The sequence below is a fragment of the Exiguobacterium marinum DSM 16307 genome (assembly GCF_000620845.1).
GTDB lineage: Bacteria > Bacillota > Bacilli > Exiguobacteriales > Exiguobacteriaceae > Exiguobacterium > Exiguobacterium marinum.
In genome coordinates this window covers 1442676-1466011 of the sequence record NZ_KK211189.1, presented here as the reverse complement: position 1 = coordinate 1466011, position 23336 = coordinate 1442676, and the positions used below count along the sequence as shown (strand labels likewise).

The window sequence follows — 23336 nt, the reverse complement described above, 5'->3', positions numbered from 1 at the left end:
CAATCGGGTCATCCGTTTTAGTGTCATTTGTTTAGTTCAAGCGCGAAAGAGATTGCAGACAATGCATAGAGCGGCGCCGTTTCAGACCGAAGAATGCGTGGACCGAAAGCACAGGCTGTCGCTCCCGCATCAATCAATTGCTTGATTTCTGTCACATCGAATCCACCTTCAGGTCCCGTGATGACGAGAAGGCGTTGTTTCGGTTTCAGTTGATTTAATAATTGCGCGAACGCAGACTGTTCACCTTCTTTTGCCGACTCTTCATAAGCGATGATGACGACATCATAGCCATCGATTTTCTGATTGAGCTCTTTAGGAGAGATGTACGCGCAAGTCGGTACCACGGCACGATATGATTGTTCAGCCGCTTCTTGCATAATCTTTTGAATCCGTTCCACTTTTTTCGGAGCTTTTTTCCCGTCCCACTTGGCGACAGAACGGGTCGATTCGAACAACAAAAGATGGTGAACGCCAAGTTCGGTCGCTTTTTGAGCGACAAGTTCGACCTTATCACCTTTAGGAAGCGCGTAGGCGAGCGTAACCTCAATTGGTAACTCAGTCGTCGCCTGTCGTGTCGATAGAACCTTCGCTTCTCCAGATTTCCCCTCAAGCGATGTCACGACACACGCATATTCATTCCCCGCACCGTCCAAAAGGACCATCTCATATCCGGGACCTTGCCTTAGGACGGTACCGATATGATGAACCACATCTGGAGGAAGCCTCACCGTTTCACCTGCAAATGATTCTCGTGTCAAAAAGTAACGTTGCATGATTTACCCCTTCTTAGCGATAATCGCGACCCAATCTTCCATCACGCGTGTCTCTTCAATCTCAAAGCCTGCAGCGACCAAGGCGTTCGTTACTTCAGCTCGTTTCTCTCCGATAATTCCAGAAGTGATGAAGTGCCCACCAGATTTCGTACGCGCGTAAGCATCTTCGATGAAGAGAAGGATGACGTCGGCGAGAATATTCGCAACGACCAAATCGTACTCTCCTTCTACACCTTTTAATAGATCTCCCGTCGTCACTTGAACGAGCTGTTCGGCACCGTTCGTCTCTACATTTTGACGAGCCGCTTCTACTGCGACTGAATCCAAGTCGAGCGCCTTTACACTCGTTGCTCCAAGTTTAGCAGCCGCAATCGACAATACTCCTGAACCTGTTCCAACATCGATGACATGGTCACCCTCTTGGATATAGTTCTCGATTGCCTGGATGCAGAGCATTGTCGTCGGATGTGTTCCAGTTCCAAACGCCATTCCCGGATCGAGGAGAATCACGTTCTCTTCCGGTTGCGGTGTATACTCTTCCCATAGAGGGACGATCGTCAACTGTTGTGAAATCTTGACTGGCTTATAGTATTGTTTCCAAGAGTGCGCCCAGTCCTCTTCGTCGATTTCAGCGACCGTGACTTCACCTGAACCAATATCAAGCATACTGCGAAGTCGTTCGATTTCTTTTCTCAAGTTCGAAAGCACATCTTGAAAATCACTTGAAGCTGGCACATATGCTTTGACGTGTACACCAGAAGTAGGATATGTTTCACGATCTGAAACGTCCCAAATCTCTCCGAAATGGTCTTCGGCCATCATTCGGTCAAAATCTTCGACGTCCTCGATGACGACACCTTGTGCCCCCACTTCGTGTAGTAAATTTGATACGGCTTCTACCGCAAGTTGTGTCGTGTGGACACAAATTTCAGACCATTTCATCGATTGCACACTCCTTTTTTAGTGACTAAAGAACTTTTTCATTTTTTGGAACATACCATGTTCCTCTTCTACCCCAGACTCACCGCTAATTTCTTCAAATTCACGAAGCAATTCTTTTTGACGATCTGTCATATGTTTCGGTGTCATCACGATGACACTGACAAATTGGTCGCCGTTTGCGCCTCCGCGTAGGCTCGGCATCCCTTTTCCACGTAAACGGAATTTTGAACCGGTTTGTGTTCCCGCAGGTACTTTCAAACTCACGTTCCCATGAACAGTCGGGACTTCGATTTCTGCACCGAGAGCCGCCTGGGCGAACGTGACCGGCATTTCCATTGAAATGTGTTGGTCGACACGGTCAAAAATTTCGTGGGCTCTTACACGAATAACAACGTATAAGTCTCCCGCTGGTCCACCATTCACACCCGGGCCGCCTTTTCCAGATAAACGAATCTGCTGACCGTTATCGATACCAGCAGGAATTTTAACTTCAACCGATTGCTTCTTCTTCACATGACCTGAACCATGGCAAGTCGAACATTTTTCTTTAATCGTCTTACCTGTACCATGACATTGACTACAAGGACGTTGATTGACCATACGACCAAGAACCGTATTTTGTTCGACTGTTTCGACTCCACTGCCGCCACATCGGTTACACGTTTCTGGTTTTGTTCCGGGTTTTGCCCCACTTCCCATACACGTATCACATTCGACTTCGATTTCGAGTTCAATCGTCTCAGTCTTCCCGGTCACACTCTCCATGAAATCAAGATCGACCACGTACTGATAGTCTTCTCCTCTTCGAGGTGCGTTTGGGTCTTGACGGCGTCCGCCGCCTCCGAAGAACATATCAAAAATATCTCCGAATCCGCCTTGGAAATCGCCACCGCCTCCGAATTGATTAGCTCCTTCAAAACCGAATCGGTCATATTGAGCCCGTTTCTGTTCATCAGAAAGCACCTCATACGCTTCACCGATTTCTTTGAACTTTTCAGCAGCATCTGCCTCTTGGTTGATGTCTGGATGATATTGACGGGCCAACTTACGGTATGCCCGCTTGATTTCTTGTGCTGAGGCCGACTTGTCGAGCCCTAGCACTTCATAATAATCTCGTTTCGCCACTTTTCTCGCTCCTATCCTCACTAACTTCGTATCGATTTTACCGATTCTACCTTAACATGGAAAGAGCCAAAGCAGAAACCTGCTTTGGCGCTCTCCTTTACAATGGCTGGTTATTTACGGTCGTCGAGATCCTCAAACTCTGCGTCCACGACATCATCGTCCTGTTTCGCTTCTGTTTGTGGTTCTGCACCTTCAGCACCTTGCTGTTCAGCCATTTTAGCATATACTTTTTGTGTCAACTCTTGAACGACAGCTGATAATTCGTCTTTGGCTGTCCGGATTTCCTCAAGGTCTGAACCTTCGAGAGCCGTTTTCGTTTTTTCTTTCGCAGCTTCCGCTTTTTCTTTATCTGCCTCTTCGACTTGCTCGCCAAGGTCTTTGATTGCCTTGTCAGTCGCAAAGACGAGTTGGTCTGCTTCGTTGCGGAGCTCAGCTTCTTCTTTACGTTGGTTATCAGCTTCCGCGTTCGCTTCCGCTTCTTTCACCATGCGCTCGATTTCCGCTTCATCGATACCTGAAGATGATTGAATCGTAATCGATTGTTCTTTGTTCGTACCAAGGTCTTTTGCCGATACGTGAACAATTCCGTTAGCATCGATGTCGAATTTAACTTCGACTTGCGGCACACCGCGTGGTGCCGGCGGGATGTCCGTCAATTGGAAGCGACCGAGCGTCTTGTTATCAGGCGCCATCGGACGTTCCCCTTGAAGGACGTGGATATCAACAGCTGGTTGGTTATCCGCTGCAGTCGAGAAGACTTGTGATTTTGATGTTGGGATTGTCGTATTACGATCAATCAATTTCGTCATCACGCCGCCCATTGTTTCAATACCGAGTGAGAGTGGCGTCACATCAAGAAGAACGACATCTTTCACGTCACCTGCAAGAACCCCACCTTGGATGGCTGCACCGAGTGCAACAACTTCATCCGGGTTAACCCCTTTGAACGGCTCTTTCTTCGTAAAGTCGTGGATTGCTTTTTGAACGGCAGGAATACGTGTCGAACCACCGACAAGAATGATCTTGTCAAGATCAGATGGTGTGAGTCCTGAGTCCTTCAAAGCACGGCGAGTCGGTTCCATCGTGCGTTCGACAAGATCGGCCGTCAACTCTTCAAACTTCGCACGCGTGAGTGTCATCTCCAAGTGGAGAGGACCTGCTTCACCAGCTGTGATGAACGGAAGACTGATGTGCGCACTTGTGACACCTGAAAGGTCTTTCTTCGCCTTTTCAGCCGCATCTTTCAAACGCTGAAGCGCCATCTTATCTTTTCCGAGGTCGATTCCGTTCTCTTTTTTGAATTCTGCAACGAGGTAGTCGATGATTTTTTGGTCGAAGTCATCTCCACCGAGACGATTGTCACCTGCTGTTGCGACAACTTCGAATACACCGTCACCAAGTTCAAGAATTGACACGTCGAACGTACCGCCACCGAGGTCATAAATCAAAATCGTGTGATCTTCACCTTTATCTAAACCGTATGCGAGCGCAGCCGCTGTCGGTTCGTTGATAATACGTTTTACATCGAGACCAGCGATTTTACCTGCATCTTTTGTCGCTTGGCGTTCTGCATCATTGAAGTATGCAGGAACTGTGATGACTGCTTCCGTTACCGTTTCACCGAGATAGTCTTCAGCATCTTTCTTCAACTTTTGCAAGATGATTGCTGAGATTTCTTGTGGTGTGAATTTCTTATCGTCTACGTCAACCGTGTGTGATGTTCCCATATGACGCTTGATTGATTGGATCGTGTTCGGGTTTGTGATGGCCTGACGTTTTGCGACCTCACCTACCTGGCGCTCTTCACCTTTGAACGCGACAACAGAAGGCGTCGTACGGTTCCCTTCTGCGTTTGAGATGACGACCGCTTCGCCACCTTCCATTACTGCCACACATGAGTTTGTAGTCCCTAAGTCAATACCGATAATTTTACCCATCGTTCATTCCTCCATCTCGTTAAGTAATGTTATTCTGCAACTTTTACCATACTCGGACGAATAACTCGACCGTGCATCGTGTATCCTTTTTGAAGCTCCATCGTCACGATGCCTGATTCGTACTTATCACTAGGCTCTTGCATGACTGCTTGATGGTAGTTTGGGTCGAACGGCTGTCCGACCGCCTCGATTGCTTCGACTTGCTCAACGTTCAAGACGTCGAGTAATTGACGATGAACCATGTCAACGCCCGCTTGAAGTTGCTTCGCATCTTCTGAAGTTGCCTCTACTTGAAGTGCTCGCTCAAAGTTATCAATAAGCGGAATCAATTTTTCAATGACAGACTGTGAAGCAAATTTGACGCGCTTGGCGTTCTCTTCGTTCGTCCGACGACGGAAGTTGTCAAAGTCGGCGCGAATTCGGAGCTCGCTCGCTTTCAACGCTTCGATTTCTTTTTGTAAGTCCGTCCCCTCAGAACTTTCTTCCACAATCTCAGCATTTAAAACCTCGTCTTCCGTTGATTCAGTTGACCCGTTCTCTTCTGTTTGTGTCGGGTCTACAGATTTTTCTTCAAGCACGTCTTCTTGCTCGCGCCCGTTTTGATGATCTGCTGTCATAGTAAAACTCCTTTCCGTCACTCATCTAGTTTCGTTCGTCGCAACGCTTCGATGATTTGCCCCATCATTTGGACCCCATGACGATAATCCATTCGAGTCGGACCGATCATAGCAATCGTTCCGAATGTTTTTCCGTCGAGTGTGTAATCCGAAGTGATGACACTGCAATTCTGAAGGGCGACAATTCCATTCTCGCTCCCAATGCTCACATAAATCTCGCGATTTGGCAACGATTCGAGCCAGTGGGTCAGCCGTTCCTGCTCATCTATCCATTCCAGAAACGGTCGTAACGTGTCAATGGTTTGGAATTCAGGCTGGTTAAAGATATTCTTTTTGCCTCCGAGATAAAGCGAGGACGGCGTTTGAATACCGACGGTTGATTGAATCAGTTGCATCATATTTTCGTATTGTTGTCGCTGAGCGAGTTGCAATTTCGCAACTTCTTCCCCGATTCGGACTTTCAATTGTCCAATCGACGTTCCGACGAGACGATCATTTAATAATCGAATCGTTTCCTCGATGACTTCAGGAGCTACACGTGATTCAAATATGACCGTTCGATGTTCGACATGGCCTTGGTCCGTGACAATGAGAACGACACCTCGTCGCTCATCTAATGGCATAAAGTCCACACGTGCCAACCTCTCCATTTGGCTATTTGGACCGAGGGCGACCGTTGTGTAACTGGTCAAATCAGAAAGGAGGTCTGCAGCTTGGCGAATCAGAATCTCAGACTCTTTTGAAGATTGTTTTAAACGTTCTTCTAAACGACCAGTCTCCCGCTCGTCGATAATCCGCTTCTCAACAAGATGGTCCACATAATATCGATATCCGACTTCAGACGGGATACGACCTGCAGAAGTATGCGGTTTTTCAATCAACCCCATGTCTTCCAAATCGGCCATATCGTTCCGAATCGTCGCTGAGCTAAACGTTAAGTCGTCTCGTTTCGACAATGTACGTGAACCGACTGGTTGAGCCGTCTGAATGTAATCGTCAATAATTGCTCGAAGAATGAGCAATTGGCGATCTGTCAGCACAACATCACTCCTCTCTGATAAAAGTTACCTCGATTTATTAGCACTCATATTTAACGAGTGCTAATCACACTTCAAATATTATCATGTTCTCACTATTTGTCAATTCATACACTCCGATTTTTTCACTTTTTTCTGGACTGCAAACCTGAAAAAGAAGAACCGTTTCGTTATGATAGAATATGAGGTGATAAAATGTTTACAACAAAACAATTTGAAGTATTTAAGCGTGAAGGACTCGATTCGAGGATGTCAGGAATTCGTTCTGATATTCAACCGCTTTTCCACAGGATTTATGACGAGGTCGGGCCAGAGCTTGAGGCGGATATCGGTATCCCTCTTTATTTGCATGTCGCAAAACATGCGCGCAGGACTGTGAATCCACCAAAAGATACATGGATGGCAATCTGCCATGATAAGCGCGGCTACAAGAAGCATCCTCACCTACAAGTCGGCCTCTTCGACGATCGTGTGTTCATCTGGCTCGCGTTTATCTATGAGATGCCGAATAAAAACGCGATTGCGAAGCGATTACAGCAGATTGATATTAAATCAACTTTCCCCGATTTCCACATCGCGGGAGACCATATGAAAAAAGAGGCGTTCCTCGTTGAAGATACGTCAAATGAAGACGTTCAAGCATTACTAGAACGATTCGGAAACGTCAAAAAGGCTGATTTCTTAATCGGGCGACAACTACCGGCCGATGCATCGATTCTTCAAAATGAGGATGCATTTCTTGCGTTGGTCGAAGATACGTTCGGTCGACTCACACCGCTCTATCGCGACCTTGTCTTATAATTCTACAATAAAATGGACAAGTTCCTCTTAAATAAGGGACTTGTCCATTTTTTATGAAGTGGCGTGATCGAGTTTCGCTTCCCCGATAAAGGCAGCGAATGCCTCATTGGCGAGCGGGAGACCAGACGCCGTCAAACGGATGTGTGAATCCGTACGCTCAATCAGTGCTTTATTCACTAAATCATCGATTACGTGACCAAACACATCATCGAGTGTTCGACCATATTTCTCGGCGAACGTCTGAAGCGAGACTCCAGAGCGCATGCGTAGTCCAAGGAATAGTTCTTCTTCCATTTTTTCCACTTCTTCAAGCTCATTCGCCCGCTTCACCGGGATTCCCTCTGCTTTAATATAGTGAGGGATCGGGGCAATATTGGCACGCCGCGTCCCGTTCAAGTAGCTGTGCGCGCCTGCACCGAATCCGTAGTACTCTTCGTTTCGCCAATAGACCTGGTTGTGACGGCTCTCCCGATCAGGCAGACTATAATTCGAAATCTCATACTGCTTGAGCCCATGACGCTCAAGCGTCTCCATCACCTTTAGATACATCTCTACTTCGACGTCTTCCCCCGGTAAACGGAGCTTGCCTTTTCGGTCTTGTATCGCAAACACGGTATGTGGCTCGAGAATCAAAGAATAAGAGGATACATGTTGAATCGGCAGTTGAAGGGCTAACGTCAAATCGCGGTCAATCTGCTCGAGCGTCTGTTCCGGTAAGCCGAACATGAGGTCAATCGAGATATTCTCAAAGCGTTTCGCCGCCTCGTTCACGGTTTCAAACACATCTTCCGCCCGATGTGTTCGACCGATTCGTTCTAGTCCACCATCATCGAATGTTTGCACCCCGAAGCTAAGCCGATTGACTCCCCCGGCTTTCATCGCATCAAGTTTTTCCGCGCTTACGAAATTCGGGTTCGCTTCCACCGAATATTCAAGGTCATCCGACGCGAGCGGTAGCAGGTGTCGACGGACCATGTCCATGAGCCGGACCATCTGCGCTTCGTTAAGTGCGGTCGGTGTCCCGCCTCCGATGAAAATCGTATCGATTCGCTCTGTCGGAAACGCTTCAAGTGTTAACATCATTTCTCGTTCTAATGCATCTAAATATTCCTCAACAGGTTGGTTTTTCAAAAACACCTTGTTGAAATCACAGTAATAACAAATATGTTCACAAAATGGAATGTGAAGATATACGGCTTTAGCCAATACGGCCACCCCTTTCTTCTCATTCCATTTATAACGCTTTTCGTTCATTCTTTCCAGCCTGCACCATCAATCGAATCGGTGAATGAACAGACCGCTCTTCAATTTCGGTTCGAACCAAGTCGATTTTGGAGGCATCTGTCCCCCGTCATCAGCCACACGCATCAGCTGAGACATCGTCGTTTCATGACACGTAAGGAGTAAGCGATCTGGTGACTTCACCAATTGCTCCAGCTCTGTTATCGATCGGTTCCCCCCAACGAAGTCGACTCTGGCATCAGTACGAATATCTGCGACGTTGAAATATGGAGTGAGGATATCACGCTGTAAGATTGCGACATCGAGAGCCGCATCCTCTTTTCGTTTCGTTATCCTGTAAAATTTCCCTCGATATGCAGCTCCAAATACTCCGTGTTCCTTTGGAAGGACAAGGCTATCCTCGGGCTTCACCTCGTAAGAAAATGACAGTCCTTCTAGCATATGCTCTACTTCTTCTGGGGCAATATGCGACAACAGTCGATGATAAGGCAAAATCATCAACTCATCGCTCGGAAACAGCACACCCAAGAAATGCGACCGCTCGTTTTTTTGCGCATCGTCTTTATTTATCCCCGCCACGACTGCCGCTGCTTTGGCACGATGATGTCCATCTGCAATATAGACGGACGGAATCGTCGCTCCAATCATCATGACTCGCGCAAGTTCGCGGTTCGGAATCATGAAGCCTTCGTGTTTTACACCACGCTCATCCGTAAATGAAAAGAGCGGGGGACCCTCTGTCGCACCATGTAAAATCTGTTTCAGGATCGCGTGAGAGGGATGGCTGAGTAAAATTGGTCCAGTGTGTGCTTTTGTCGTCTGGACATGCTCGATTCGTTCCCGCTCCTTCGTCTCACGGGTATGTTCATGAATCTTGATTCGACCCGCTTCGTAGTCCATCACTGAAAACGTGGCGACCAACCCGGTCTGTTGATGCTGCTCTGATGTCAGCCGATACACATAAAATCCGTTTGGGTGATCTGTTAATTCGTGTTCATACAAGCGTTCTAACTCTTCTCGTGCAAGTTTTCCCCATTCATCAAGTGGAAGGTCTGACTGGAGTGCTTCCGGCTTATCGACAGCTAAAAATGAGTCACGGTTTTTTGAAAGGATTGCTTGTGCCTCTTCCATCGATACGACATCATACGGGTCTGCGGCGACATTTTCTGGATGTTTTGGCATGTATGGGCTGAACGGTTTAAATACGACCATAGTTTCCTCCTTAAAATTCTCGGACGCGAATGACGCCCTTGATTTCGTACAGTGCGTGAATCGATAACGGTTCATGTTCGAAGTTGTCTAAATCGATTAACGTATATGCCATTTCCCCACGGCTGCGATTGACCATATTATCAATATTCACTCCGTGTGATGCGAGCTCACCTGTGATTTGACCGACCATATTCGGGACATTCCGGTGTAAAATTCCAAGGCGACGTTTTCCAGTATACGGAAGTTCAACGTTCGGGAAATTGGCAGATGATCGAATGTTCCCTGTCTCAAGATACAATTTTAGCGTTTCGGCGGCTTGAATTGCACAGTTAACTTCTGATTCCCTTGTCGATGCGCCAAGATGAGGCAGTGCCATCACTTGCGGATGACCGATGAGCGCATGACGCGGGAAGTCGGTCACATACAATCCGACATGGTGATGAAACGCCTTTAGTAGATCATCATCTTTCACGAGCTCACCACGCGCAAAGTTTAAGACGGTCATGCCTGGTTTCATCCGTTCAAACCAACTTAAATCAATGCTGTACCGCGTCTCCTCTGTCAATGGCATATGAATCGATAACAAGTCGACCGCTCCGAGCACCTCACTCAAATGTTTGGCACGTGTTACATGTTTTGAGATATTCCAAGCGGCATCGACCGAGAGATGGGGATCATATCCGATGACATCGACCCCAAGTTGGAGAAGATCGTTGGCAAGTGACGCACCGATAGCTCCGAGACCGATGATGCCTACTTTTTTCCCCCTCAACTCTGCTCCGAGGAACTGTCGCTTTTGTCGTTCCATCGCTTCCTCTAATTGAGATTGCGACTCTGATACTTGTTCGTTCACCCAAGTAAATCCCTTAAGAATGGGACGTACTGAGAGAACCATGCTAGCAAGGACGAGTTCCTTCACGGCATTCGCATTCGCTCCTGGTGTATGAAAAGCGACGATGCCTTGTTTTGCGAGTCGGTCGAGTGGAAGATTGTTCACACCTGCCCCGGCCCTTGCGATGGCAAGCAAGTGAGGTGGAATGGTTTCATCGTGTACATTATGACTTCTCAACACCCAGGCATCTGCTTGATCTGATGCGTTGATGACATACTCACTCGACCCAAAACGCTTCAGACCGGCAGCAGCGATTTGGTTAAATGTTTTGATGTGATACATACGTCTCCTCCTCAAAAGCTTTCATGACTTCGACAAGGCGATCTACACCTTCGATTGGCATCGCGTTATATAAACTCGCGCGCAGTCCACCGACGGAACGGTGCCCACCCAGTTCATGCAATCCACGTTCCCGTGCAAATTGCTCGAAACGTCGATCACTTTCACTGTCACTTGTCGTGAACGGGACGTTCGTCAACGAACGACGCTTCCCCGACACAAGAGAAGAAAACAGATTCGATTGCTCAAGGAACGTATAGAGCGTCTCGCTTTTTTTACGGTTCAACCGTTCCATCGCTTCAACGCCTCCACAGTCCTCTATCCACTTCAACACACGTTCGGCCACATACATACTGAACGTCGACGGTGTATTAAATAACGTATCGACATGCGACGCATAATGAAGATAGCTTGGTAATTCAGCGGATTGAATCAAATCTCGACGTATAATAACGACCGTCAGTCCTGCAGGTCCGATATTCTTCTGGGCTCCGGCATATATGATGCCAAAACGTTCGACGTCGATCTGTTCGGCGAGAATATTGGATGACGCATCTGCGATGAGCGGGACGTTCGTTTCCGGAATGTCGGTGAACCGGGTTCCTTCAATCGTATTATTGAGTGTCACATGAAGATAATCCACCTCTTGAACCAGACTTTGGTCAAATGACATCTCACCCGTTTCGTCTATACGTGGATAGAGGAGATCGACCTGTCCGAAGAGTCGAGCATCTTTAATCGCTTTTTTAGACCAGATGCCTGTATCGACATAGGCAAATCGATTTCGCTTCCGCAAGTTCATCGGAATCATTGAAAACTGAAGGGTCGCCCCACCTTGAAGCCATAAGACCGCATAATTCTCAGGAATTTTCATGACTCTTCTGAGTCTCTCTTCAAGCGAGTCGACTATTTGTTGAAATGACTCGGAGCGATGACTCGTTTCAATAATCGAAATTCCTTCGTGCTCAAACGTCAGTAGATGTTGTTGCACCTCTTGCATCACTTCTTTTGGTAGCATGCCTGGGCCCGCGGAATATGTATACGTCGACACAGTGTTACCTCCTCTATAGACTGTCTAAGGGTGTAACCTTCCTTAAATGAAGTGCTATTTCCTGCCTAAAACAAAAAAACGCCCTGATCCGGAGATCAAGGCGACTGGCTATAATCATTCTTCGTCCATGGAAAGTACAGACATGAACGCTTCTTGTGGGACTTCGACCGACCCGACCATCTTCATGCGTTTCTTACCTTCTTTTTGCTTCTCGAGGAGTTTCCGCTTACGCGAGATATCTCCTCCGTAACATTTAGCCAAAACGTTTTTACGAAGGGCTTTAATCGTAGAACGGGCCACGATTTTTGTACCGACGGCAGCTTGAACCGGAACTTCGAACTGCATCCGCGGGATAAGTGCCTTGAGCTTCTCAACGATGACCTTCCCACGCTCGTAAGCGAAGTCGCGGTGAACGATGAAGCTGAGGGCATCGACAACTTCGTTATTGAGCAAGATGTCCATCTTCACGAGACGCGATTGACGATAGCCGATCAATTCATAATCGAGAGACGCATAGCCTTTCGTGCTAGATTTCAACTGATCGAAGAAGTCATAAACGATTTCACTAAGTGGAATCTCATAAGTGATTTTAACACGTGTCGTATCGATGTATTGCATATCGATGAACGTCCCGCGTTTCTTCTGACAAAGCTCCATGATGGCACCAACATAGTCATTCGGTGTCATGACCGCTGCCTTGACGTATGGTTCTTCAATCGATTCAACTTTTTGTTGTTCCGGCATTTTTGATGGGTTATCGACATGGATGACTTCGCCTGAAGTCGTCGTCACGTGATAGATAACCGATGGTGCCGTCGTAATCAAGTCAATTCCAAATTCACGCTCAATCCGTTCCTGAATGATTTCCATGTGGAGCATTCCGAGGAACCCACAACGGAAACCGAATCCGAGCGCTTGTGACGTCTCAGGCTCAAACTCGAGGGCCGCATCGGAAAGTTGAAGCTTTTCGAGCGCCTCACGTAGGTCGTTGTAGTTGGCTGCATCGATCGGATACAATCCGCAGTACACCATCGGATTCATCTTACGGTAACCAGGAAGTTGTTCGGTTGACGGGTTCTTCGCCAGTGTAATCGTATCTCCGACCCGAACATCCCCGACCGTTTTGATGGATGCTGAGAGCGTACCAACATCACCGACATTCAATTCTTTGACCGAGACCGGCTTAGGCGTCGACACACCGAGGTCAGTCACTTCGAACGTTTTCCCTGTCGCCATCATTTGAACTTTATCTCCTACTTTGACTGAGCCATTGACGATTCGAATCGAAGCGACAACACCACGGTAGGCATCATAGTATGAGTCGAAGATCAATGCTTGTAACGGTTCTGACGGGTCACCCGTTGGAGGTGGAACAAGTTCGACGATTTGTTCAAGGATTTCTTCGATTCCGATTCCTGCTTTTGCAGAAGTCGGGACGGCATCACTCGCGTCAAGTCCGATAACATCTTCAATTTCTTGACGAACGCGCTCCACATCCGCTGATGGCAAGTCGATTTTATTGATGACCGGAATGATTTCAAGGTCGTTATCGAGTGCTAGGTAAACGTTCGCAAGTGTTTGTGCTTCAATACCTTGTGCAGCATCGACGACGAGAATCGCACCTTCACATGCCGCAAGCGAACGTGACACTTCATACGTGAAGTCGACGTGTCCTGGCGTGTCAATCAAATGAAGGATATACTCTTCTCCATCTTTTGCGGTATAGTTCAATTTGACGGCGTTCAGTTTAATCGTAATACCTCGCTCGCGCTCTAAATCCATTGCGTCGAGTGTCTGCTCTTTCATCTCACGAGCTGTGAGTGCACCAGTTTTCTCAAGAATACGGTCAGCGAGTGTCGACTTTCCATGATCGATGTGCGCGATGATGGAAAAGTTACGAATCTTCTTCTGACGATTCTCTAATTCTTGTTTGTTCATATATGGGTTCACCTATCCTTCTCATACATACCGTGTCATTATATCAAAATCCTAAAGTAATGTGTACGACCTACTACAACAATACCACAGATAGTTTTCAGAATAATCATCAAGTGGTTGCTTTTCATATAACCGTTTGCTACAATTGTGCTTGTTCTGTTGAATGATTACTTGAAGTAATAAGAACATACACTTTCTTGTTTCAGGAGGTGACAAACAATGGCAAACATCAAATCAGCAATCAAACGTGCAAAAACTTCTGAAAAGCGTCGTGTTGCAAACTCACATGAGAAAGCGGCAATGCGTACAGCAGTAAAACGTGTTGATGCTCTCGTACTCGAAGGAAACAAAGAAGCTGCTCAAGAAGCTTTCGTCCTCGCTACGAAGAAGCTCGACAAGGCTGCATCAAAAGGCCTTATCCACAAAAACAAAGCAGGTCGTGATAAATCACGCCTCGCAGCTCGTATCGCTGCTCTCTAATTAGAGACCACACGAAACAGCCGCCTCCTATCCGGAGCCGGCTGTTTTTTTGTACACCATGACGTAATGTGTACCGATTCCAGGGATGTCGAACGCCTCTCCGATTCGCACAAGACCGTTCCGCTCATAGAAACGAACGGCCACTTCACGGGCGTTACACCACCATGAGTCATCTAACTCTTCATGCAAAGCGTGTAAAAAACGAGAGCCAATGCCTTGCCCTGCCAGACACGGATCTGTCGCCATTCCGCGAAGCTGGAGCGGCACCGATTCGCCATCAATTTGTCTCGGTGACGTCATGACAGTCGCAACAGACTGTACATGCCCTTCGACCACCCAAGCAAAATGTCGAGTCGTCGAAGCTTCATCCCCTTCAAAATAACAAGCCTCAATCCCTTTACCTGGTCTGAGCACAACATGCCGAAGCGGAATCACATCCTCAATGGCTACTTGTTTGAATCCCATCTTCTCACCTCACAATAAAGCCAACTTACAAACAAGCGTATCGAACACGATTTGCTTGTCGCCGCGACCCGTCTTCATCGCTTCGTCCGCATCTGCGATCAAGGTCAAGGCTTGGGCGAGTTGCGCTTCAGAAAAGCCGCGGCTCGCTTGTGTCGCCAGTTTGATGGTGTACGGGTGAGCACCGATTTTTGATGCGATCTGTTTCTCTCCGTACCCCGCTTCCGTCAACTGCTTCGCCAAGTACATGTTTCGATATTGTCTTGCCAACAAACCGAGAAGTCCAATCAATTCTTGCCCTTGCTTCTCTAAGTCACGTACTAACCGAAGTGCTGCATCGGCACGACGTTTGACGAGAAGCTCCGATAACTGAAACACGTTATCCTCTAGCGTTCTTGGCACCAAATCATTCACGATATCAATCGGAATCATGGCTCCTGGCCCTGCATACAATTGTAGCTTCTCTAATTCTCGGACTAATTTTCCCCAGTCATCCTGACATAAAAATAAAAGTCGCTCCATTGTCGCGCGCTCCATTTTTTGTTGTTCACGACTCAAAGCATCGTTCACGTATCGCATCAATTCAGCTTGGCTCGGCTTTTTCGCTTCTAATACGATGGCACGTTCTTTCAGACGCTTCACGATTTTCTTCCGTTCATCGAGTTTTTCCGACTCGATGATCAAGACAAGAACTGAGTAGGTCGCCGGTTGCACAACATATTCCGCCAGCCGATCAACATTTTGCTTTTGCTTCTCTTTCGTACCCGTCAAGAACTGGGCATTTTTCACGATAACCGTGCGATATTCACTAAAGAAAGGGACCGTCTCCGCTTCATCAAGTGCCGTATCGAGTGACGTCTCTTGAAGATCTAATTGCATGACATCAAATTGATCACCGGATGGATTGGCTGCCTTCACGATTTCACGTTCCCACGTCTCTAACAAATATTTTTCGGTGCCATGGAGAACATAGACGCTCGCCAGTTTTCCATTATGTAACCACGGTTCATTCAAAACACACACCACTTTCACAATTTATTCTCATCTAAACATAGATTATCTTCCCATGATTCGCTATACTTATAAAGGAAGTATGATAAGGAGGGACCTAATATGCAAATTAACTCAGTTCGCCCACCGAGTGAAAACCCGTTTGAAAATGACGTTCAATGCAAACGTAACGACGCCATCGACTCTGCGATCGGCTTCATCGTCCCGTTTGGCTTTTTCTTTACGATTTTCTTCATCGGTGTCATCATCAAATTCTTAAGCCTATAAGTTTTCAAACGATTGCCCCGGGGGAGCAATCGTTTTTTAGTGTATCACATTTAATCACATGCTACTCGATGATCCCACGACACATCTTTTTTTCACAGACGATCATCCCATTTGTGTCAGTTCGTAATAAACGTCGTCCCGCAAGCCTTTGTAACGTCTCCTCATGTGGATGGCCATAGCGATTGTTTGCCCCGACGCTCGCGATTACCCATTCCGGATTGGTGCGTGCAAGCAACGCTTCGCCTGAAGACGTATTCGACCCATGATGCCCTAACTTAAATACATCGACGTCGAGTTTCGGTAGTGCTTCCTCTTCCTCTATCGGCAAATCACCTGTCAATAGATATTTCATGCCCCCTACGTTCATATAAAGGCTGATCGAATGACTGTTTTCATCTTCATGAGGTTTATCCGGTGCAACAATCCACATCCAAGACATTGGTCGATCTCCTGCCTCGAGATAGCGGATGGACGATCCATAGTTTGCCGCTAACCGAAGAATCTCTTCACGTTTCTCTGTATTCACCACTTCTTTCGATAACCATATTTCCTTAATATGGACGAACTTTAATAACCCTTCTAAACCACCGATGTGATCATGGTCTGCATGGGTAAGCATGACGAAATCGAGTGACCGCTCTCCTCGCTTCCATATATAAGGAGCTACAACGTCTGCCCCTGGGTCATATACCGTTCGCTTTTGTTCATTCGGGTCTTGGAATACTCCACCGACATCAATTACACCGATTGTTTCCCCTGATTCTACAACAATCGCATCGCCTTGACCGACATCTAAAAATGTCACCCGTGGAGACTCTGACCAGTCGGACCATCCAGCGACTAATCCACACGTCATAATCGCCACTACCCATCCAATGCGCCGTTTTTGTTCGATGATAATGAAGCTTATCCATATCCCAACCCATAAAACGACTTGGTACGGGAATGTGAGTTCGTGCAACGGCGTCCATAGTCGACCAACATTATGGATTGAGAAAATCCCGTTTATCGCATCCAAAACACTCATGAACAAAGGGGCGATCTTCGGAACCACCCAGCTGACGAGAGCCAGTGGTATCATCACCCATGATATACAAAAAGCCATCACGATATTTAATAACGGTGCAACGATAGATAAAATCGGTTGAACTTGCCAGAGGACCAATAAACCAAACAACTGCGCGAATACAGACAATTCCAACAACCCAGTCCAGATTTTTCTCGTGACTAATAAGAAAAAAGTCATGCCTACCGTTAATTGAAACCCTAAGTTTGAGAGAAGGTGTGGTTGAAAGGCAAGCATGGCGGTCGCGCACCAACTTAGCAGGCGAATCGGGTCCCTTACCGATACACCAAATAAAGAAAGGATTAGCAACACATCTGCCACGAGGACAGCTCGTGCGACCGGTGGTGAGAAGCCTGTTAGCCATCCGAACGCCGTAATCGTCAATAGAATCAACATCGTCTTCGTCTCTCGTCGAATCGGGATTGGTCGAAACATTGTTTGAAGGGCAACAATCAGCAGGGCAATATGTGAACCTGATATGACGAGAAGATGCAGGAGACCCGTCACTCGATATGAAAAAGAGGTTTGTTCATCAAGCATCCGACTCTCACCGAACAATAAGGCCTCTATGTATAGTGCGACATCGCCGCGATATTGTTGCTCAATCTGTTGGAGACGTCTTTCTTTCCACCTCAGCATCCAACCGTCCATCCCTGCTGTCGGACGGCATTCGTCGATTCGCTTGATCTTTCCTTTAAAGGATAAGTTCGCGCTTGCCGCCCATTTCTGTTCGTCAAATCCCCCGATGTTCCGTAACGGCTGAAACGGTTCGTGTTCAATTTCTACAAGACAAGTCTCACCAGGTCTACCTATAGAAAGCTCTTTCCCCCGCAACACACCTTGATGAGTCGCCACGTTTCCATATAATCGGGCCGTTTTCCCGTTCTCTTTACGACTCTCAATCGAAAACGCCACTGTGTCTGTCGGTGTCCATTCCGCTGTATCGGCGTGCCGCCATGCAATCAGGACGAAGAGAATAACACCGAGTTTCGCGTACAGCTGTTGTCCGCCTCGTGACGCAACGTATAACACACCGGAGACGATTGTGACGATGTAGACTCCTTCAGTCACTCCGGTCACCATCAATACCGCAAATAGTGGAAATAACGGCATCTCATGGTACCAATAAGTAAGATTTCATACTTTCTAATGTCTTCTCTCCAAATCCTTTCACATTACCTAAGTCCTCGTATGATTTAAATGGACCATTCTCTTTCAGGTGGTTCAGAATCGCGTCTGCTTTAGCAGGACCAATTCCAGGGACCGACATTAACTCGTCTTTCGTGGCACTATTCACGTGTACCCCATTTGGTTCCAGCTCTGTGCTTGGTACCTCTTGCGCAACAGGGGCATCCCCTTTTTTCGGTACGATGATTTTCACCCCGTCCACGAGTAGTTGCGCCAAGTTTAACTGTTCCGGGTCAGCTTCATCTGTTAATACTGCCAATGAGAGAACATCCCCGACTCTTGCGCCTTCTGGCACGGTATAGACGTTCGGAGACTCGACCGCGCCTGTGACATAGACGACGATTTCTAATCGCTCTACTGTCTCAGACGGAACCACTTCTTCTGATTCTACAACGAATTCATCGACGACACGTTCTTCTGATTCTTTATTATAAAATAAATAACCAACACCTAAAAACAGGACGACGACAACACCGATGATGACCTGCTTCCACTTTTCCAAGACGATTCTCCCCCTGTTTCGACTATTGAATCTAGTATGCCGAATCCAGAGTGACTACACTTTTCCCGTTCTCGATATTAATCTATTCTCAACAAAGTCGTTTGACTGCCTGCTATGTACCCGACCTTCATACAATCTGAAAGATAATCATCCATTTTCTTACTACAATAGATTAAGGGCCCCGAAACATTCGAAACAACAAAAAACCGAAAACCAATGAGTGGTCTTCGGTCCTTCTGCATACGGATGATTATTCTTCTTCGAAATGCTGAACCTGGTCAGCGAGTGCTGCTGCTTGTCCTTCTAACTCCTGCATTAACGTAAAGATTTGATCGAAGCTCGCTTGTTGCTCTTTCATCGAGGCCGCCACTTCTTCGTTACCAGCCGCCAATTCTTCCGTCACGCCAGATACTTCTTCGACACGACGTAAGACATTGTTTACTTCGTTACTTGATGTGAGCATCTCTTGTTCAATCGTACGGACAAATGAAGCGACATGATCTGTACGCTCATGGATGCGATTGAACGCTTCTTTCGTCAACCCAAACGCTTCGAGTTGCGCTTCCTGCTCACGCTTCGACTCATTCACCGTCTCTGTCAAACGAACAACTTCTTGTTGAATCGTCTCAACGACATGGAAAATCGAACGGGTCGCCTTATTACTCTCTTCTGCCAACTTCTTCACTTCACTTGCTACAACAGCAAACCCTCGTCCCGCTTCACCTGCACGGGCCGCTTCAATTGCCGCGTTGAGGGCAAGTAAGTTCGTCTGAGCCGCGACATCTTCGACAAGCTTCGCCATCGCTTCAATCTCTGCTGTTTGTCTTGCAAAGTGATCCATACGCGTGACAAGCACTTCATTTCGTTCACTTGAACGGTCTAAGATCTGTTCTTGATCGGTTAATGTATCAATCCCCGTCGCTACTTCACGTGTCATTTCTGACGTTTCTTCAGTCGTCTGTTTCGTTTGATTCAAACTCGTCTCAAACGAAGTCGCCATCGTGTGAACTGAACTGAGCGTTTCCTGCAATTCATTGGCGATGGATTGCGCACCGTGTGCCATTTCATCAACCGCGTTTGTAATGTTCGAGGTCGTACTGACGACCGCTTCATTTTCAGAAGCTGCTGTTTCTGTCATGCCATTCACTTTCATAGACGTGACACGAATTGAGCCGATTACCGTTTGAAGTGACGCCGTCATGTCGCGCATCGCACGCTCTAGACGTCCAATTTCATCATTGCGAGTAGACTCCGGCAACGTGACGAGACGTCCCGCTGCGATGGCTTCCGCCACTTTCACGTTACGCTTGAGCGGTCGAGTGATCGAACGAGCAAAGAAGAAGTTGTAAATCCCGAGCGTTAAGATGACAAGGATTGTCAGGAGAACAGAAATCAACAATAGACGTTCAGTCTCATCTGCTGCTTCAACTTGAAGTGCTTCATAAAATGAACCGTTCTTCGCGATCAACGTATTCACATCATTTAATAAGCCTTCCAATTTTGCTGCCTGAATTCGGGCAGCGATGCCCCCTTCAAGGGCAGATTCGACATCTTCGTTCGCTTTCTCATACTTCATGGTTGCACGGTCTAAATGATTCGAAAATGCCGGAATCAAGTAAGATTGTTTCAAGTCTTCAAACGTCTCCGCGTTCGTCACACGGATGCGTTCAAGTTGTGTAAGTGTAGATTGATTCGATTGCTCGCCGAGTGACGTCCAGAGCGACTGTTCCTGTAAGAGCGACGTCTCTAGCTGGGACAATTCAATCATTTGACTTCCATACTGTTCATTGTAAGTCTGTAAACGGTTCAAGGTCGACAAGACATAAGTCATCATAAGTATGATCAAGACGACAGTGAACACGGTTGAAAAGATAAATCGTTTACGCAAACTCATTACAGTGTCCCCTCCTTCAACTGACGTTCTATCGATTCATACTCGGATGCCTCTTTCTCATCCCACTGAATGCGGCGAAGTGGGGCTAATCCGACGCCGCCTTCTTCAATCCCAAGAATGATATGGTCATTAAATGGTTTTTCGGTAACACGACCAGCGATTTCTACAATCGCCAAATCGACTTGCTTTAACATCGAAGTGACGACCGCATCGGGGGCAATCATGGATTGGTCACTATCGACCCCGATTGCTTTAACCCCATATTTTTCAGCTGTCTCGAGTACGCCAACACCTGTCAACCCGGCCGCAGCATAGAGCACGTCTGCTCCTTCTTCAATCTGTTTCTCGGCAAGTTCACGACCGAGTTCTGGTGAAGCAAAATCATTTGAGAAATCAACGAGTATCTCAACGTCCTCGTTCACAGATTTCGCCCCACGTTCAAATCCTGCTTCAAATTTCTGAATGAGTTCAATATCCATCCCACCGATAAAACCAATTGTCTCAGACTCTGTCTCAAGACCAGCAACTGCGCCGGCAAGCGTACTGCCTTCACCTTCTTCAAATGTGATGTTCAAGACGTTCGGAAGTGCTGACACGCCATCGATGAGAGCAAATTGTTGATTCGGATGCTCTGCCGCTACCGTTTCTAGCTCTTCCTGACAAGCAAAGCCAAGACCGACGATCACATCATGTCCTTCTTTTACCAGCTCTTCGAACCCGACTTGATACGTCTCTGTCTCTGATAATTCACGATAATCAACGAACCAACCGCCCGTTTCACGTAACTCGCCCATACCACGCATCGCAGCATCACTGAATGATTGGTCCCCGAGACCCACATCAGATAAGACGACACCCATCGACTGACGTTCCTCTACAGTGGCATTCGGGTCGTCAATTACCGACTGACAGCCGGATAACCACAGTGCACTCGCCATGATCGTACTAAACATTATGTTTTTCTTCATGTATTCAATTCTCCCTCTCTATTGGTCTGACAACTCTTATATCGACCGAGAGGGCTTTGTTCTCCATGCTTTTTTTTAAAAGTTGTGGGAATAAAAATGAGCCATAGACATTGTCCATGACTCATGTTGTTTATTCTTTTGATGCAGCGACTGTTGAATCGACTAACCCTTGCTCAGATACTGGTGTCTTCGCAACGTTCCCTTTTCCGGCAAAGTTTTCGAGCAAGTCTTTCATATCGATGCCCGATGATGCTTTTAATGTTTGTTGTAGCGATGCCATAAGATCGGTAGCATATCCTGTCACTTTCCCAGCACCACCATTCTGACCACCGCCTGTATCGACGACTGTGATTTGATCGATGTTACCAAGTGGCGCAGCAATCTCCTTCGCATAGTCAGGAAGCATCTTGACGACCATATCGAGGATTGCAGCTTGTCCGTATTGAGAGAAGGCTTCTGCAATTTTCTCTTTCGCTTCCGCTTCAGCAAGACCGGTCAAGCGAATAATTTCAGCTTCCGCTTCACCTTTCGCACGTTCCGAATCGGCTTCAGCAAGACCGGCCAACCGAACACGTTCAGCGTCCGCTTTCGCTTGGGCTTCAATGCGATATTTTTCTGCATCTGCGCCTGCGATTTGACGCGCTTTATCCGCAGCTGCTGATTGTTCGATCGAGTAACGGTCCGCATCGGCTTTTTTCTTCACTTCTGAATCGTATTGCTTCTCACGACGCATAATTTCCTTCTCTTCGAGCTCGATTTGTTTTTGACGCTCGATGATTTGAACTTGCATCTGTTGTTCAGTAACTTCTTGTTTCGCACGTGCTTCTTCAAGCTCATACGCCTGGTCGGCCCGAGCTTTGGCGACGTCTTGTTCACGACGGTAAGCCGCAATCCGGAGCTGGTTTTCTTTTTCTGCCTCAGCAATTTCAGACGCGCGCTCGAGCTCTGCCTTCTTCGCATCTTTCATGGCTTCCGCCTGTTTGATACGCGTCTCTTTGTCCGCTTCCGCTGTCGCGATATCGGCATCACGCTTTACTTGTGCAATACGAGGCTTTCCGAGTGATTCTAAATAACCGTTCTTATCTCGAACATCTTTGATGGTAAACGATACGATGATCAATCCCATCTTCGCCAAATCTTGTGATGCAACGCGTTGCACTTCTTGAGAGAACTTGTCACGATTTTTATAAATCTCTTCGACCGTCATTGACCCTAAAATCGAACGTAAATGTCCTTCAAGTACTTCTCGTGCTTCGTTCTCACGTTCAATTTTAGGTTTACCGAGGAACTGTTCAGCCGCTGTCGCAATTTCACTGATTGAACCGCCGATTTTAATGATGGCTGTCCCATCCGCCATGACCGGTACACCTTGTTCTGTGTATACTTCAGGTGTCGTGACTTCTAATTTGCTCGAGAGCAAGCTGAGTGGTTCTGCTTGTTGGAATACGGGAAGGACGAAAGTACCGCCACCGCGAATAATTTTGACACGATTTCCGGATGCGTCACTATGTACATTTTTTTTGCCTAAATAACTACCTGTTACAATCAAAGCTTCATCAGGTCCGACTGTGCGATATTTCAATACGAATACAAACACGAGTGCGAGGATGATGACCCCGACGATGATGCTGACTAAAATAGCCGTATTCATG

At 47.0% G+C, this 23336-nt stretch carries 21 protein-coding genes; 3 read left to right on the top strand and 18 right to left on the bottom strand.

The features are described 5' to 3' along the window. Positions 1–23: 23 nt before the first annotated feature. From P400_RS0107805 to hrcA, 6 genes are all read right to left on the bottom strand, one after another. Positions 24–773, bottom strand: a complete 750-nt coding sequence (locus tag P400_RS0107805) for a 16S rRNA (uracil(1498)-N(3))-methyltransferase (RefSeq protein WP_026825655.1) — start codon at positions 771–773, stop codon at positions 24–26. A 3-nt stretch (positions 774–776) separates the two neighbouring features. Next, positions 777–1715 carry a 50S ribosomal protein L11 methyltransferase gene (gene prmA, locus P400_RS0107800; RefSeq protein ID WP_026825654.1) on the bottom strand — a complete coding sequence of 313 codons (939 nt, stop codon included), beginning with the start codon at positions 1713–1715 and terminating at the stop codon, positions 777–779. Between the two features lie 18 nt (positions 1716–1733). After that, positions 1734–2840 (bottom strand): molecular chaperone DnaJ, encoded by a 1107-nt coding sequence (gene dnaJ, locus P400_RS0107795; protein WP_026825653.1) that lies wholly within the window; start codon positions 2838–2840, stop codon positions 1734–1736. 110 nt (positions 2841–2950) lie between these two features. Then, complete coding sequence (gene dnaK / locus P400_RS0107790; RefSeq protein ID WP_026825652.1) at positions 2951–4777, bottom strand: molecular chaperone DnaK; 1827 nt, start codon at positions 4775–4777, stop codon at positions 2951–2953. Positions 4778–4806: 29 nt separating this feature from the next. Then, positions 4807–5394 (bottom strand): nucleotide exchange factor GrpE, encoded by a 588-nt coding sequence (gene grpE, locus P400_RS0107785; protein WP_026825651.1) that lies wholly within the window; start codon positions 5392–5394, stop codon positions 4807–4809. 17 nt (positions 5395–5411) lie between these two features. Further along, positions 5412–6434, bottom strand: coding sequence for a heat-inducible transcriptional repressor HrcA (gene hrcA, locus P400_RS0107780; protein WP_026825650.1), 1023 nt, complete (start codon positions 6432–6434; stop codon positions 5412–5414). Between the two features lie 192 nt (positions 6435–6626). On the opposite strand from hrcA, the gene P400_RS0107775 reads away from it, so the two are divergent. Then, complete coding sequence (locus P400_RS0107775) at positions 6627–7232, top strand: DUF1054 domain-containing protein (protein WP_026825649.1); 606 nt, start codon at positions 6627–6629, stop codon at positions 7230–7232. A 51-nt stretch (positions 7233–7283) separates the two neighbouring features. Here the strand turns inward: P400_RS0107775 and hemW are convergent, their stop codons facing one another. From hemW to lepA, 5 genes are all read right to left on the bottom strand, one after another. Further along, positions 7284–8486 carry a radical SAM family heme chaperone HemW gene (hemW, locus tag P400_RS0107770; RefSeq protein WP_051545966.1) on the bottom strand — a complete coding sequence of 401 codons (1203 nt, stop codon included), beginning with the start codon at positions 8484–8486 and terminating at the stop codon, positions 7284–7286. Between the two features lie 18 nt (positions 8487–8504). Beyond that, entirely contained in the window at positions 8505–9686 is a 1182-nt protein-coding gene (locus tag P400_RS0107765) for a DUF1015 domain-containing protein (protein ID WP_026825647.1), read from the bottom strand. Between the two features lie 10 nt (positions 9687–9696). Beyond that, positions 9697–10860 carry a phosphoglycerate dehydrogenase gene (locus P400_RS0107760; RefSeq protein ID WP_026825646.1) on the bottom strand — a complete coding sequence of 388 codons (1164 nt, stop codon included), beginning with the start codon at positions 10858–10860 and terminating at the stop codon, positions 9697–9699. Further along, entirely contained in the window at positions 10838–11875 is a 1038-nt protein-coding gene (gene serC / locus P400_RS0107755) for a 3-phosphoserine/phosphohydroxythreonine transaminase (RefSeq protein WP_051546015.1), read from the bottom strand. Before serC ends, P400_RS0107760 begins: the two co-directional genes overlap by 23 nt. A gap of 147 nt (positions 11876–12022) precedes the next feature. Beyond that, complete coding sequence (lepA, locus tag P400_RS0107750; RefSeq protein WP_026825644.1) at positions 12023–13846, bottom strand: translation elongation factor 4; 1824 nt, start codon at positions 13844–13846, stop codon at positions 12023–12025. 219 nt (positions 13847–14065) lie between these two features. Between lepA and rpsT the strand changes: the two genes are divergently transcribed. Continuing rightward, a complete protein-coding gene (rpsT, locus tag P400_RS0107745) occupies positions 14066–14326 on the top strand; it encodes a 30S ribosomal protein S20 (RefSeq protein WP_026825643.1) in 261 nt (86 codons plus the stop codon). A gap of 27 nt (positions 14327–14353) precedes the next feature. Here rpsT and P400_RS0107740 read toward each other — a convergent pair whose 3' ends face one another. Continuing rightward, positions 14354–14791: a GNAT family N-acetyltransferase gene (locus P400_RS0107740; protein ID WP_026825642.1), complete on the bottom strand. Its 438-nt coding sequence runs from the start codon at positions 14789–14791 to the stop codon at positions 14354–14356. Between the two features lie 9 nt (positions 14792–14800). Further along, positions 14801–15811 (bottom strand): DNA polymerase III subunit delta, encoded by a 1011-nt coding sequence (gene holA, locus P400_RS0107735; protein WP_235181874.1) that lies wholly within the window; start codon positions 15809–15811, stop codon positions 14801–14803. A 90-nt stretch (positions 15812–15901) separates the two neighbouring features. On the opposite strand from holA, the gene P400_RS15525 reads away from it, so the two are divergent. Further along, complete coding sequence (locus tag P400_RS15525) at positions 15902–16066, top strand: YqzM family protein (protein WP_012726678.1); 165 nt, start codon at positions 15902–15904, stop codon at positions 16064–16066. A 61-nt stretch (positions 16067–16127) separates the two neighbouring features. Here P400_RS15525 and P400_RS0107725 read toward each other — a convergent pair whose 3' ends face one another. The 5 genes from P400_RS0107725 to P400_RS0107705 form a co-directional block, all read right to left on the bottom strand. Beyond that, a complete protein-coding gene (locus tag P400_RS0107725; protein ID WP_026825640.1) occupies positions 16128–18245 on the bottom strand; it encodes a DNA internalization-related competence protein ComEC/Rec2 in 2118 nt (705 codons plus the stop codon). A gap of 1 nt (position 18246) precedes the next feature. Continuing rightward, positions 18247–18822: a helix-hairpin-helix domain-containing protein gene (locus tag P400_RS0107720; RefSeq protein WP_026825639.1), complete on the bottom strand. Its 576-nt coding sequence runs from the start codon at positions 18820–18822 to the stop codon at positions 18247–18249. Positions 18823–19072: 250 nt separating this feature from the next. Beyond that, positions 19073–20716, bottom strand: a complete 1644-nt coding sequence (locus P400_RS0107715) for a methyl-accepting chemotaxis protein (RefSeq protein WP_026825638.1) — start codon at positions 20714–20716, stop codon at positions 19073–19075. Then, on the bottom strand, positions 20716–21684 hold the full coding sequence (locus P400_RS0107710; RefSeq protein ID WP_026825637.1) for a BMP family lipoprotein: 969 nt from the start codon (positions 21682–21684) through the stop codon (positions 20716–20718). The genes P400_RS0107715 and P400_RS0107710 overlap by 1 nt, the downstream gene beginning before the upstream one ends. A gap of 130 nt (positions 21685–21814) precedes the next feature. Then, a complete protein-coding gene (locus tag P400_RS0107705; RefSeq protein ID WP_026825636.1) occupies positions 21815–23335 on the bottom strand; it encodes a flotillin family protein in 1521 nt (506 codons plus the stop codon). Position 23336: the final 1 nt, after the last annotated feature.

What these genes read in the sequence shown, in the direction of transcription:
- serC (WP_051546015.1), bottom strand. Translation starts at nt 11,875, where the DNA reads ATGCTACCAAAAGAAGTGATGCAAGAGGTGCAACAACATCTACTGACG.
- P400_RS15525 (WP_012726678.1), top strand. Translation starts at nt 15,902, where the DNA reads ATGCAAATTAACTCAGTTCGCCCACCGAGTGAAAACCCGTTTGAAAAT.
- P400_RS0107760 (WP_026825646.1), bottom strand. Translation starts at nt 10,860, where the DNA reads ATGTATCACATCAAAACATTTAACCAAATCGCTGCTGCCGGTCTGAAG.
- P400_RS0107705 (WP_026825636.1), bottom strand. Translation starts at nt 23,335, where the DNA reads ATGAATACGGCTATTTTAGTCAGCATCATCGTCGGGGTCATCATCCTC.
- P400_RS0107715 (WP_026825638.1), bottom strand. Translation starts at nt 20,716, where the DNA reads ATGAGTTTGCGTAAACGATTTATCTTTTCAACCGTGTTCACTGTCGTC.
- P400_RS0107775 (WP_026825649.1), top strand. Translation starts at nt 6,627, where the DNA reads ATGTTTACAACAAAACAATTTGAAGTATTTAAGCGTGAAGGACTCGAT.
- hemW (WP_051545966.1), bottom strand. Translation starts at nt 8,486, where the DNA reads ATGAACGAAAAGCGTTATAAATGGAATGAGAAGAAAGGGGTGGCCGTA.
- P400_RS0107710 (WP_026825637.1), bottom strand. Translation starts at nt 21,684, where the DNA reads ATGAAGAAAAACATAATGTTTAGTACGATCATGGCGAGTGCACTGTGG.
- rpsT (WP_026825643.1), top strand. Translation starts at nt 14,066, where the DNA reads ATGGCAAACATCAAATCAGCAATCAAACGTGCAAAAACTTCTGAAAAG.
- P400_RS0107740 (WP_026825642.1), bottom strand. Translation starts at nt 14,791, where the DNA reads ATGGGATTCAAACAAGTAGCCATTGAGGATGTGATTCCGCTTCGGCAT.
- P400_RS0107805 (WP_026825655.1), bottom strand. Translation starts at nt 773, where the DNA reads ATGCAACGTTACTTTTTGACACGAGAATCATTTGCAGGTGAAACGGTG.
- prmA (WP_026825654.1), bottom strand. Translation starts at nt 1,715, where the DNA reads ATGAAATGGTCTGAAATTTGTGTCCACACGACACAACTTGCGGTAGAA.
- dnaK (WP_026825652.1), bottom strand. Translation starts at nt 4,777, where the DNA reads ATGGGTAAAATTATCGGTATTGACTTAGGGACTACAAACTCATGTGTG.
- grpE (WP_026825651.1), bottom strand. Translation starts at nt 5,394, where the DNA reads ATGACAGCAGATCATCAAAACGGGCGCGAGCAAGAAGACGTGCTTGAA.
- lepA (WP_026825644.1), bottom strand. Translation starts at nt 13,846, where the DNA reads ATGAACAAACAAGAATTAGAGAATCGTCAGAAGAAGATTCGTAACTTT.
- P400_RS0107765 (WP_026825647.1), bottom strand. Translation starts at nt 9,686, where the DNA reads ATGGTCGTATTTAAACCGTTCAGCCCATACATGCCAAAACATCCAGAA.
- P400_RS0107725 (WP_026825640.1), bottom strand. Translation starts at nt 18,245, where the DNA reads ATGCCGTTATTTCCACTATTTGCGGTATTGATGGTGACCGGAGTGACT.